Source organism: Nostoc sp. (genome assembly GCF_036917465.1).
Lineage (GTDB): Bacteria > Cyanobacteriota > Cyanobacteriia > Cyanobacteriales > Nostocaceae > Nostoc.
In genome coordinates, this window is sequence record NZ_JBALDL010000094.1 from 22,931 (window position 1) to 35,104 (window position 12,174).

Below are 12,174 nucleotides of genomic sequence, written 5' to 3' on the forward strand. Positions count from 1 at the left end.
CCGAGAGTTTACACTTTCGGCATATTTTTATGTCACCCTTGAGAGACAGTAATTTTCTTGAAAATCTACTATGTTAACTAGCTTACAAATAACATGCAGCTATTTGCATATCAAAGTGTCATGCGCTATAAAAATTAATGAGTGTGTACATAGACTGAAATCGGTCATTTCAGACTTTTTACAATCATCTTCAATTTAATAGCGGAGGTAGGCATCATTGAAAAAGCATTGCCAAATCGAGCTTCAACGCCTGAAAACCACACCTCATACTTTTATTTTTTGTCAATACATAAATCCTAGTAATTTGAAAATAGGGAACAGTTAACTCTTAATAGTGAAGGTGATTCTCATACCCTTGTTGTGCGCTATTGCCTGTGGGTGTCTAGCTTAAAAATAGGGAACCTTTAAATAACCTGATATTAACAAATACTGAATATTTACTTAAATGTCCATACTTTCAGAAGCATCTTTGCATACTCTTTACATTAGTTGCCGAAATATATCTATGCTAAGAAATTCTCTTAGTGTGTTCTTCACATTTTAATAATTTCTAGTTAAAAAAGATTTTGCAGACAGCAGCAGTCAAAAGCAAGCTGGAGCAGAAGTTTTCAAAGCAAGAAACTTACAAGATGCTCAATGATAAAAATATATATTTTTATCATTGAGTGCTGTGATGCCTGCGGTGAACTAATCGCTGTGCAATAATCGCTATAAGTTACAAAAATTACAAACGCATACATGAAGTGATTTAGCCAAGAAGACTTAATATTTCTTTCCTCCTGCCTTTTTTTGTAGAAGCGGCTGCTGAGTTTTTAGGGGAACGCACAGCAGAAAGTAAAAGACGGCAATATGCGCTTGATTACTGTATTAAACGTTCGCTGCGATCGCTATGATCAAAATAAAATCCAGTGATTGTAAAATTACACATGCAGAAATGATTCAACTTACCCAAAAACACTTGCAAACTATCCGCACCCATACAGAAAGCACTTATCCAGATGAGTCTTGCGGTATAATTTTGGGCTATCTGGATAATGAGCGCAAAACTGTAATAGAAGTCATACCAACAGAAAACATCTGGAACACAGAAGCGGCTACTGAGTTTCCTGGGGAACATACAGCAGAAAGTAAAAGACGGCAATATGCGATGTCTACGACGGGCTACGCCTACGCACCCGAAGTCATGCTAAAAATGCAAAAGGAAGCACGCGTTAGCGAAGCTCGTCGCGGTAGCGAGGCTCGTTCACTGAACATTATCGGCATTTTTCACTCCCACCCAGATCATCCTGCTATCCCTTCAGAATGCGTAGGCGTAGCCAGTCGTAGACATCGCCTATACGCTTGGCAAGGATACTCGTATATAATAATTAGCGTCCAAAACGGTAAATCTGGAGAACTACTAAGTTGGAGCCTTGACGATTGTCATCAGTTCCAAGCAGAGGCAATTGAAAATTTAATTTAATGGTTTAGTTTAAAGACAGTCACTCGTAACGGTTTTCGCCGCCACGACGGATGAAAATTCATCTTCCCTACTAGACATCTCTAATATAAGATACAGTTTTTCGATAGGATAATATTCCGCTCTCCCAGATCATAACTGCTATGCTCAACCCGAATCTGGACGAAATCCAGTTGACCAAAGACGATTACGAACGCTACTCCCGACACCTAATTTTACCGGAAGTAGGACTAGAAGGGCAGAAGCGCCTAAAAGCCGCCAGTGTACAGTGTATTGGTACAGGTGGATTAGGTTCACCACTACTCTTATATCTGGCGGCGGCGGGTATTGGACGTATTGGGATTGTCGATTTTGATGTTGTCGATACTTCCAATCTGCAACGCCAAGTCATCCACGGGACATCTTGGGTGGGTAAACCTAAGATTGAATCGGCAAAAAACCGCATTCACGAGATTAACCCCTATTGCCAGGTTGATTTATACGAAACCCGCTTAACTTCCGAAAACGCCCTAGAAATCCTGCAACCTTACGATATCGTCGTCGATGGTACTGATAACTTCCCCACCAGATATCTAGTTAACGATGCCTGTGTATTATTGAATAAGCCTAACGTTTACGGTTCAATTTTACGCTTTGAAGGGCAAGCTACTGTATTTAACTACCAAGGTGGGCCAAATTATCGTGACCTTTTCCCAGAACCACCACCACCAGGAATGGTTCCCTCTTGTGCAGAAGGTGGAGTACTAGGGATTTTGCCAGGAATTATTGGTTTAATCCAAGCAACGGAAACTGTCAAAATCATTTTGGGACAAGGTAATACTCTTAGTGGGCGATTGTTGCTATATAATGCCTTAGATATGAAATTTCGGGAGTTGAAACTGCGTCCTAATCCGATTCGCCCAGTGATAGAAAAGCTGGTAGACTACGAAGAATTTTGCGGAATTCCCCAAGCTAAGGCAGAAGAGGCAAAACAGCAGATGGAAAGTCAAGAAATGACTGTTAAGGATTTGAAGGAATTGCTGGATAGTGGTGCAAAAGATTTTGTCCTGCTGGATGTCCGCAACCCCAATGAGTACGAGATTGCTAAGATACCGGGTTCGGTGTTAGTACCCTTACCAGATATTGAAAATGGCAATGGGGTTGCCAAGGTTAAGGAAATATTAAACGGCCACCGCTTAATTGCTCATTGTAAGATGGGCGGGCGATCGGCAAAAGCCCTCGCCATTCTTAAGGAAGCTGGGATTGTCGGGACGAATGTCAAAGGCGGAATTACCGCTTGGAGTCGAGAAATCGATCCTTCAGTTCCAGAGTATTAAAAACGCACCGCTTTTGTTAAGGAGTGGATGAGGTTTTTGAAACGCATAAGCGCTTATGCGTTTCAAATTTTTAAGGTTCTAAGATGCTAAAGAATCAGAGGTTGTTTTAGCTAGGGGTTTAACCTGACTCAACAAATTGTGCAGTTTTTCGCCTTCAATGACTTCTGTTTCTAAGAGTTGGGTTGCTATTGTTTCTAGCAAGTCTCGATTCTGTCTGAGAATCTCTAGGGCTTGTTCGTGGGCTGTTTCCACAATTTCCTTGACTTCGCTATCAATGGCTTTAGATGTGTCTTCACTCACCGCCCGCCGAGGATTACCCCCACCATTACCCAAAAACATCGATTGTTGTCCTTGTTGGTAAGCCAATGGCCCTAAGACTTTGCTCATACCATAAGATGTCACCATCCGTTCTGCCAAGTCAGTTGCTCGTTGCAAATCGTTGGAAGCACCTGTTGTAATACTGTTAAAAACAACCTCTTCGGCGGAACGTCCACCTAGTAGAGTTGCAATTTGACCCCGCAATTCTGCTTCATTCATCAAAAAGCGGTCTTCAGTTGGTAATTGCAGAGTGTAGCCCAAAGCAGCCATCCCACGGGGAATAATCGAAATCTTTTCTACGCGACCGTTTCCTGTGGTTAGCGCCCCGACCATTGCGTGACCAACTTCATGGTATGCAACAATCTTTTTTTCAGTTTCGTTCATAACGCGACTCTTCTTCTCTAAACCTGCGACTACCCGCTCAATTGCTTCGGCGAAGTCTTCTTGAGCAACACTTTGACGCAGATTACGAGCAGCCAATAATGCGGCTTCGTTGACCAAGTTTGCCAAATCTGCACCAGCAAAACCAGGAGTACGAGTAGCGATCGCTTTTAAATTTACATCATCTCCTAATTTTACCTTTTGAGCGTGAATCTTCAGAATCGCTTCCCGACCAGATAAATCAGGACGATCTACCAAAACTTGGCGGTCAAAGCGACCTGGACGCAGCAATGCAGAATCAAGGCTTTCGGGGCGGTTAGTAGCAGCTAAGACAATCACCGTTGCATCGCCAGCTGCAAAGCCATCCATCTCTGTTAGTAACTGGTTGAGGGTCTGTTCTCGCTCATCGTTACCACCGTAGAAGCCGTTACTGCTACGAGACTTACCGATCGCATCTAATTCATCAATGAATATAATACAAGGAGCCTGTTTTTTCGCCTGCTCAAACAAATCCCGCACTCTGGAAGAACCTACACCGACAAACAATTCCACAAATTCAGAACCAGAGATGCTGAAGAATGGAACACCTGCTTCTCCTGCTACGGCTTTTGCTAAAAGTGTCTTACCAGTACCTGGAGGGCCAACTAACAACACACCTTTGGGAATCCTCGCGCCAATTTGCGTAAATCGTGCCGGAGTCTTGAGGAAATCCACAATTTCTACTAACTCGGTTTTTGCTTCTTCTACACCAGCCACATCTGCAAAGGTAATTTTAGCTGATTCGCCTTCAACGTAAACCTTAGCTTTGCTCTTACCAATGGAAAGCGCACCTTGGGGGCCACCGCCACCACCACGGGCAAGAAAGAACTGCCAAATCCCAATAAAAATCAGTGGTGGAATCACCCAACTTAAAAGGGTTGTAATCCAAGTATTCTTGGGTGGAGGTGTAGCAGCAAACTCAACTCCCTTTTGTTCTAGCAGTTTGGGTAACTCTAAATCAAAGATTGGTGTAGTTGCAAACACCTGTCCAGGCTCGGCATTTTGTGTTTTTAGTTCGTAGAGGATCTGGTTTTGACCAACGGAAACGCGATTGACTTCCCCTTCTTGTACTTGATGAATAAATAGACTATAGGGAACACCAGTAGGCCCAGAAGCAAATAAACCAGGCAAAAATAAATTTAAGAGCAGGAATAGCCCTGATACTGCCAGTAATATATTAGCTACAAGCCGAAACCGAGGTGATTTAGGTTGTTCTTTAATTGCCATAGATTTTATTACCAATCCTTAGAATGAAAACTATTGAGAATGTGACTTTATGGAAAAATTAGATATTGGCAGTCTAAAGAGTTGAAGCTGCTTATACTGTTTCTAACCAATCAAAAATTTGGGCTAACTGATCCAGTGTTACCAGTCCATACTGCCAAAGGGTCATAGCCAGGAAGTTGGGAGTTTGCTCACAATGGCGCAAAGCAAGAGAAATTGCTCCATCAGAAATACCCAACTCTTCTTCTAAAAAATGCACCAATTGATCTGTAGCTTTCATCGCAATGTTAAACAATGTTGTTAAATAAGTTTTATTTCTGAGAGAGCTTGACTTGTGTGATGCAATATTCAGGTTGCATCGTAAAGTTGTTCAATTTGTCTTGATCCTCAAGGATACTACCTATTTTCATAATTTTTCCTGTTTACGAATGTTGCAGCATTTTTTATTTATGTAACTAAACTTAACAATTAAATTAATCTTTGGGAACTAACAAGCAAATACGGTTTACCGTACTCAAAGCCTTAACACCATTGGAAACGAGAAAATTTTAATGCACAGAACCCTGTTCAAAAAGATGCAGAGATTGTGAGATGCAAAGATAAATTTCCATGTTTTTTCCCTACCTCCGTGTTATGTTTATTTTTTAACGATGATTTCTATCTCTACATAGATAGAAAGAGAGCGATCGCAAGTCAATACGGTTCGGATAAGAGCCAGCGCAGTCTTGGGGTTTCCCCAAGTGGAGCGACTGGCATGGGTTGAGGGGATATTCGAGAGACGAACACGTTAACCGAACCGTATTGGATCGCAAGTACCAAATTAAGGTTAGAGTCAGTAGGGGCGCAGCAAAGCTTACGATGGGCTACGCCTACGTAAAATCCCATTGCAAATTTTGGTATAAAGTCTTATACAGTTTGCAAGCAAAACAAAGATTATACTAAGAATTATCTGTTTTGCTTGAAAATCTTTTTTAGCAAAGATTATTATCGTTTCTTGAAGGGATTGATCGAAGATTGCTAAAATAAAGTATTTCTATTCTCTAGCAATAACAATATCGTTAGACTTAATGACTGCATAAGCTTCTTTTCCTTCAGATAGTTCTAATTCTTCTGCGGAAGCTCTGGTGATAATCGAGGTTAATTCTACTTTATGAATAATTTCCAAAGTTACCTCACTATTAACTGCTCCATAAACAACTCGTTTAACAACACCTTTAAGAATATTACGAGAGCTAACTTTTAGTGATTTCTTTTGAATAGTACTTTCTATGTCAGGCTTTTGAGTGTAGTAGATATCTTCCTGTTTTTCCTGCTGATTTGGTGGTGATCCTGTTGCTGGCGAGTGCTGATTGAGACTACGCACGAGTTCCCGCAAAATCTCAGTCTTGGTGCGTTGAGAATGTTCGCAGAACTCCTCTAGAATTTTCCGCTCGTCCTCTGAGGTTTGAAATGTAACCCATCCTTGTTCTTTTCTTGGCATAATAATATTATTATCAATTTTGGTTATCTTGGTAAAATTTTACCAAGTATGAATTCGGTATGTCGTTTTAGTAATAACATTTTTTTTGCGATAATTGTCGGCATTTTTAGCAAAATTAATCAACTAATCTTACACAAATAACTACATAAAGATTTATTTTTTTATAGTTGCAAAATATTTTTTTGGGTGAAAATGTCTAACCGTCACTGTCTTTATACCAACTAGGATAGTATGATAGTAGTCTATGGTATTTGTTGAAATAGCGATTGTAGGGGGAATCTGGCAGAAAATTCGACTAGCGTAGGCGTAGCCCGTCGCAGACATCGCATAAGTGCCGTAGGATGATTTAACGAGAGTTCACATCTAGGGGATGAAACATCTAAAATCGCGTTCTCAAGACCTGCGGAGTTTATTTGAAAACAATATCACTATTGAATACATAGCAGAACCCCTCAAAGCGATGCCAGCCGATGCAAAGGTGACAGAAGTGCTGCATTGGATGCAAGCACAAAATTTTGATGTTATCGGGGTTGAGACGGGAGATATTATTAGTGGTTATGTAGAACGCTCTAGCTTGATTCAAGGTAAAGAAGGCAAATGTGGTGACTATCAACGAGTCTTCCATCCCAAAGAACTAATAGCCATTTCCACCCCATTGATGAAGTTGCTACCCATTTTGCAACAAACTCCGCGATTGTTTGTCTTGGACTGCAATCAAGTAAGTGGTATTGTTACCTGTGGCGACTTGCAGAAAGCACCCGCACGAATGCTACTGTTTGGCTTAGTAACACTGCTAGAAATGAATTTGCTGCGGCTGGTGCGAATTTACTATCCTCAAGATTCTTGGCAAAAAATCCTCAAACCTGAACGCTTAGAAGTTGCTCAACGGCTATGGCGAGAGAGTCAAGAAAGAAACGAAGCTACAGATTTATTAGATTATTTGCAATTCTGTGATAAACGCGAGTTGATTTTAAATCAGCCAGAACTTCTCCAGCAATTGGGATTAAAATCCAAACGGTTCGGGGAACGCTTCCTCAAGTCTGCTGAACAGTTGCGAAATCGATTAGCTCACGCTCAAAATTTAGTTAGTGGCTCCTCTTGGACAGAGTTGATTTCTCTAGCAAAAGAAATGGAAACGCTGTTAATTCTCTGTGAGGAAGTCGAGTGAAGTTGTCAGCTGGCGATCGCTACGGCGGGCTACGCCAATATAAAATTAAGCTTTAACGCGGCTTATTGAGCGAATCACTAACTTGAGTACCCGTATAATTTGGAACCCAACCTTCTGCAATCGCAAAATAGCGTATCCCTTTGAAATTCAACGACGCAGTTGGACTGCACCAATGCTCAACATCGGCGGGGATGTATAGATAGTCTTGTGCCTGAATTAAAAGCTGTACCTGACTGCCATCAGATCGCACGAAGCCATAAATCATTTCTCCTGCCAACACGTAGAGAGGTTCAGCCGCAGGATGAGTATGGTAACGGCCGTAGGTTGCGATCAGGTGGTGAAGATTGAAGGAACCTGGATGCACATTTAGCAAGTCACACCAGATAGCGCCATTTTCGTGCTGAAGAAATTCAAAGACACTGTTATGCAGTTCTACATAATAACGTTTCTCAGCCTCAGTTAAAACATCCTGGTCTAACAGATTGGGGAAGAGTAGCGATGTTCCTGGATCGTAATGTCTGAGTTGAATGCCAAGAAGCGCAAGTTCAAGAGCTATTTCGCCTAAATCGCTCTCAATCGTACCGTCGTCAAGTAGTAGGTTAGCCATGACAAAAAGACTAATTAACTGTTAAGAAGAGTATACTCTATCTTTAAAACAAAAAACCACTATTCCGACTGATAAACCGGGGAATTGGTAATAGGGCATGGGACATGGGCATAGGGAATGAGAGGATAAGCGAGATGAGGGAAGTTGCAGTAAATCTTTCCCCAATGCCCAATGCCCAGAATAAATTTATCGCCAGAATGATGTTCATTAGTACCACTAGCATCTAAGCTAGTACGGGTGAACTATATGCAGTATAGAATGTCTGACTTAATTTTGTTTTGGCATCGGCGCGATTTACGCATTTCTGACAATACGGGACTGGCTGCGGCAAAACGGCAGAGTCAAAAGGTGGTAGGTGTATTTTGCCTCGATCCGAATATTCTAGAACGGGATGATATTGCTCCTGTGAGAGTAACTTATATGATTGGCTGTTTGCAGAAACTCCAAGAGCGATATACTCAAGTTGGTAGCCAGTTATTAATACTCCACGCCGATCCTGTACAAGCCATACCAGCTTTAGCAGAGGCAATAAATGCTAAAGCTGTTTTTTGGAATTGGGATGTAGAACCTTATTCGCAAGAACGCGATCGCACCGTTATAGATGCACTTAAAGAAAAAGGCATTGAGTTTCTTAATCAAAACTGGGATCAAATCCTCAACTCTCCAGATGAGATCCGCACGGGTGGTAATAGTCCCTACACAGTTTACACCCCCTTCTGGAAAAATTGGATTACCAAACCGAAAGCAAAACCAGTAGAAACACTGCAAAATGTTGAAGGCTTAACAGAAACGGAACAAGAAATTGCAAAACTTACAGGAGCGATCGCATTACCTTCAGCGAAAGATTTAGGGTTTATTTGGGATGAAGAATTGATTATTGCACCCGGAGAAGCGGCGGCACAAGAACGATTAGAAGAATTTACTTATAAAGCTATTAATGAATATCAAGAACAGAGAAATTTCCCCGCAGTTGAAGGCACATCACAACTGAGTGCAGCTTTGAAATTTGGCGTAATTGGCATTCGTAGCGTTTGGCAAGCCACCATAGAAGCACTAGAAAATAGTCGCAGTGAAGAAACAGCAGTTAATATTCGCACGTGGCAACAAGAATTAGCTTGGCGGGAGTTTTATCAACATGCAATGTATAACTTCCCCGAATTAGCTGATGGTGCTTTCCGCGACACCTTTAAGAATTTTCCCTGGGAAATAAACGAAGAACATTTCCAAGCTTGGTGTGAAGGCAGAACTGGCTACCCCATTGTAGATGCAGCCATGCGCCAATTGAATGAAAGCGGCTGGATGCACAACCGTTGTCGAATGATTGTTGCTAGTTTTCTCACCAAAGACTTGCTAATTAATCCCCAATTGGGAGAAAAATACTTTATGCAGAAGTTGATTGACGGTGATTTATCTGCTAATAATGGCGGTTGGCAATGGAGTGCTTCTAGTGGAATGGATCCTAAACCTGTGCGGATTTTTAACCCAGCTAGTCAAACACAAAAATTTGACCCAGATGGTGAATATATTCGGCAATGGGTATCAGAATTGCGGTCTGTAGATACCGAATATTTAGTTACTGGTAAAATTCCATCTTTAGAACGTCATGCTGTTGGCTATCCCGACCCAATTGTGGATCATAAAATACAACAGCAGCAGTTTAAACAGCTTTATCAACAGCAAAAAACCCTTAGTACAGGCGAGTAAAATTGTGATTTTTTTAATCTTTGTTTAGGGTTGATATTGTATCATAATACGAATCTTGCTATAGGGTAAACGCATCTAAATATTGACGAGCCTGAATAAGAGTGGAATGTACTAAGAGAACGTTTGAAAAGCCTTCTTAGTGCCATTCCATCATATTAAGTCTTGATAGGTAAACGAGAAATCATCCATAAGATGAGCAGGAAGATTAAGTAAATTACACCAACTAGTCCAAACTCAATCAGAGGAATATAGGTTACTTCGTAAATTCTGCCCAAGCCGCGTTCAGTCAGTGCATAAACGGCCAGTACACTCACTAAAAAGGCTCCATAGATAGTACGTTTAGTCAAGATACCTAAAGGTAGCCCGTGGAGTTGAGTAAGTACTAAAATACCAAGAAAACCAAAGAGAAATGTTGGCCACTTGCTTTGTCCAAGCATTAGTGATACAACGACACTATGTAAAATAACTGTTATTTCTAAAGCGAATGTCCACCAACGGTTTACATGGCTGCGGTTAAAGATCAACGACGATTGGAGCAGAAGCAAGAACATATAGAGAAAACCAATTAAGTGTCCCAAAGTCGCTTCCATTGGATGATACCAAAAGGTGTAGATAGCGGCGAAGGAGAAAAAATAGCCGTGGTACAGCTTGATAATTTCCAAAAACTGTAGATTAAATGGAACAGAATTGCCAAAAAACAAACCGCGTCGAGGTGTTTCTAAAATCAGTACGAACACCAGTAAGAGTACAACTGCACCTTGAGAAGCCCAAATTGAAGTATCTTGAGCTAGAGCATCGTACCAAATATAGGTCTGGAGAAAGTGTAAAGCAATGAATGCACCATTAATGGTAAGCATGAGGTAATTGATGGGGTGCAACGCTGATTTGTATTTCAACTGCGATCGCTGCGCCCACAAAATACATGCCCAGATGCTAAACTGATGCCCAAGGTACATGCCCCAAGCTGTCGCTCGACTCCAAAACGTCGGGTTGGGAAGCTTCCAGTAGTACCAGTTTAATCCTTGGTCAGGAAGTTTAATGATACTTGCAGGAATGCTCCCACCAATCCAAATTGCGTAGGTGAGGAGGATGCTGACAATAATGCCTAAAAACAGTACTCGGCGACCGGTCATATTAATTCGTAATTCGTAATTTAAGACGTAAAGTAAAAAAGCGTATTGTCCTATAAGCGGAAGAAAGATTAACTACGAAACCAGTATTTTCAGGCTACACGTTCTGTTTTTGATTCAGATGCGCTTTTAGTCACTCGCAAACTAAGAGTCAAAGCTACTAGCATTACTAAAAATCCACTCAAAAAAGGAGCAGAACTCCCAAACTTCATAAAACTAATCCCTGCCCATGTTGGCCCACCGATGCGTGCCAACGCAGAACAAGAACTGGCAATTCCTAATATTTGTCCTTGTTCCTCTGCGGGTGTCATCTGAGAAATTAGGCTGTTTAATATTGGTTGGCTGACACTAATTCCCCATGCCATCAGCGTGGTAGCGACCAACAATAAAACTAAGCTTTGTGAGAATCCAATTAGTAGTAATCCTAAACCTAACCCTAATATCCCCAAGGTAAGTAACTTTATTTCACCAAACTGTTTCTTGAGGAAACCGATGAGTCCTCCTTGAATGATTGTGCTAACAATCCCCATGAAGGCAAAAAGATAACTAACTTGTTGAGGGCCCCAATTTAATTGCTGTTTAGACCATAAGGCCAATGTAGAGTCCATAGCTGCAACAGCAAAGGTAACTAAAAAGTAGATGCCAAGAAGCATAAAAAATTGTGGACGCTGTGACAGTTGCAGCAAGTTTAGCTGTCGCTGACGGTAGCGATGAGCTTGCATTTTGGCTTGAGTTTCAGAATTTAGGGATTCTGGAAGTAACATCAAACCACAAAGCAATGCCAATAAAGATAATCCGGCTGCGAACAACGACGGTAGATGAAAGTTAGCGTTGTTCGGATCAGATCCGATCAAAAGACCTCCAATCGCTGGGCCGAGAATGAAGCCAAGACCAAAAGCTGCTCCGATTATGCCCATGCCACGAGCGCGATTCAGTGGCGTGGTAATATCTGCTATGTACGCCTGAGCAGTAGAAATATTCCCTGACATAATCCCGGCGAGACTACGAGCAATAAACAAAATCCATAATGAGTTGGCAAAGCCCAACCCTGTGTATGCTACTACAGAACCTAATAAAGTCAATAATAAAATCGGACGACGACCGTAGCGATCGCTAAAACTACCCCATAATGGTGCAAATAAGAACTGCATTAAAGAATAAACAGCTACTAGTAGAGTCGCTTCATTCGGTTTTGCGCCAAATTGTTCAGCATACAAAGGCAGTATCGGCAGAATAATTCCGAAGCCGAGCAAGTCTATAAATACAGTCAAAAATAAGACAAATATAGCCCTGTCATTATTTTTACCCTCCATAGTGCAATTCCCTTTTATAAAAAATATGTGTAACT

10 protein-coding genes are annotated in these 12,174 nt (G+C 41.4%); 4 read left to right on the forward strand and 6 right to left on the reverse strand.

Annotation, left to right across the window (positions count from 1 at the left end; translation table 11 throughout):
• Positions 1–934 precede the first annotated feature (934 nt).
• Together V7K38_RS25470 and moeB are read left to right on the forward strand one after the other, a co-directional pair.
• Positions 935–1,462, forward strand: a complete 528-nt coding sequence (locus V7K38_RS25470) for a M67 family metallopeptidase (protein ID WP_334861860.1) — start codon at positions 935–937, stop codon at positions 1,460–1,462.
• Between the two features lie 140 nt (positions 1,463–1,602).
• A complete protein-coding gene (gene moeB, locus V7K38_RS25475; protein WP_334861862.1) occupies positions 1,603–2,775 on the forward strand; it encodes a molybdopterin-synthase adenylyltransferase MoeB in 1,173 nt (390 codons plus the stop codon).
• A 78-nt stretch (positions 2,776–2,853) separates the two neighbouring features.
• Here the strand turns inward: moeB and ftsH4 are convergent, their stop codons facing one another.
• The 3 genes from ftsH4 to V7K38_RS25490 all read right to left on the reverse strand — a co-directional run bounded on the left by ftsH4 (position 2,854) and on the right by V7K38_RS25490 (position 6,217).
• Entirely contained in the window at positions 2,854–4,740 is a 1,887-nt protein-coding gene (gene ftsH4 / locus V7K38_RS25480; protein WP_334861864.1) for an ATP-dependent zinc metalloprotease FtsH4, read from the reverse strand.
• Between the two features lie 91 nt (positions 4,741–4,831).
• Positions 4,832–5,017, reverse strand: coding sequence for a DUF2949 domain-containing protein (locus V7K38_RS25485; RefSeq protein ID WP_334722084.1), 186 nt, complete (start codon positions 5,015–5,017; stop codon positions 4,832–4,834).
• A gap of 753 nt (positions 5,018–5,770) precedes the next feature.
• Positions 5,771–6,217 carry a TOBE domain-containing protein gene (locus V7K38_RS25490; RefSeq protein WP_334861866.1) on the reverse strand — a complete coding sequence of 149 codons (447 nt, stop codon included), beginning with the start codon at positions 6,215–6,217 and terminating at the stop codon, positions 5,771–5,773.
• 370 nt (positions 6,218–6,587) lie between these two features.
• Between V7K38_RS25490 and V7K38_RS25495 the strand changes: the two genes are divergently transcribed.
• On the forward strand, positions 6,588–7,385 hold the full coding sequence (locus V7K38_RS25495) for a hypothetical protein (protein ID WP_334861868.1): 798 nt from the start codon (positions 6,588–6,590) through the stop codon (positions 7,383–7,385).
• A gap of 52 nt (positions 7,386–7,437) precedes the next feature.
• On the opposite strand, the gene V7K38_RS25500 is transcribed toward V7K38_RS25495, so the two are convergent.
• On the reverse strand, positions 7,438–7,992 hold the full coding sequence (locus V7K38_RS25500; RefSeq protein WP_334861870.1) for an acireductone dioxygenase: 555 nt from the start codon (positions 7,990–7,992) through the stop codon (positions 7,438–7,440).
• 258 nt (positions 7,993–8,250) lie between these two features.
• Here V7K38_RS25500 and V7K38_RS25505 point away from each other — a divergent pair, with 258 nt between their 5' ends.
• Positions 8,251–9,696 carry a deoxyribodipyrimidine photo-lyase, 8-HDF type gene (locus V7K38_RS25505; protein WP_334861872.1) on the forward strand — a complete coding sequence of 482 codons (1,446 nt, stop codon included), beginning with the start codon at positions 8,251–8,253 and terminating at the stop codon, positions 9,694–9,696.
• Between the two features lie 155 nt (positions 9,697–9,851).
• Here the strand turns inward: V7K38_RS25505 and V7K38_RS25510 are convergent, their stop codons facing one another.
• Positions 9,852–10,829, reverse strand: a complete 978-nt coding sequence (locus tag V7K38_RS25510) for a hypothetical protein (RefSeq protein WP_334861874.1) — start codon at positions 10,827–10,829, stop codon at positions 9,852–9,854.
• A gap of 89 nt (positions 10,830–10,918) precedes the next feature.
• Entirely contained in the window at positions 10,919–12,139 is a 1,221-nt protein-coding gene (locus V7K38_RS25515; RefSeq protein ID WP_334861876.1) for an MFS transporter, read from the reverse strand.
• Between the last annotated feature and the right edge of the window lie 35 nt (positions 12,140–12,174).

What these genes read in the sequence shown, in the direction of transcription:
- V7K38_RS25495 (WP_334861868.1), top strand. Translation starts at nt 6,588, where the DNA reads ATGAAACATCTAAAATCGCGTTCTCAAGACCTGCGGAGTTTATTTGAA.
- moeB (WP_334861862.1), top strand. Translation starts at nt 1,603, where the DNA reads ATGCTCAACCCGAATCTGGACGAAATCCAGTTGACCAAAGACGATTAC.
- V7K38_RS25485 (WP_334722084.1), bottom strand. Translation starts at nt 5,017, where the DNA reads ATGAAAGCTACAGATCAATTGGTGCATTTTTTAGAAGAAGAGTTGGGT.
- V7K38_RS25500 (WP_334861870.1), bottom strand. Translation starts at nt 7,992, where the DNA reads ATGGCTAACCTACTACTTGACGACGGTACGATTGAGAGCGATTTAGGC.
- V7K38_RS25510 (WP_334861874.1), bottom strand. Translation starts at nt 10,829, where the DNA reads ATGACCGGTCGCCGAGTACTGTTTTTAGGCATTATTGTCAGCATCCTC.
- V7K38_RS25515 (WP_334861876.1), bottom strand. Translation starts at nt 12,139, where the DNA reads ATGGAGGGTAAAAATAATGACAGGGCTATATTTGTCTTATTTTTGACT.
- ftsH4 (WP_334861864.1), bottom strand. Translation starts at nt 4,740, where the DNA reads ATGGCAATTAAAGAACAACCTAAATCACCTCGGTTTCGGCTTGTAGCT.
- V7K38_RS25470 (WP_334861860.1), top strand. Translation starts at nt 935, where the DNA reads ATGATTCAACTTACCCAAAAACACTTGCAAACTATCCGCACCCATACA.
- V7K38_RS25490 (WP_334861866.1), bottom strand. Translation starts at nt 6,217, where the DNA reads ATGCCAAGAAAAGAACAAGGATGGGTTACATTTCAAACCTCAGAGGAC.
- V7K38_RS25505 (WP_334861872.1), top strand. Translation starts at nt 8,251, where the DNA reads ATGTCTGACTTAATTTTGTTTTGGCATCGGCGCGATTTACGCATTTCT.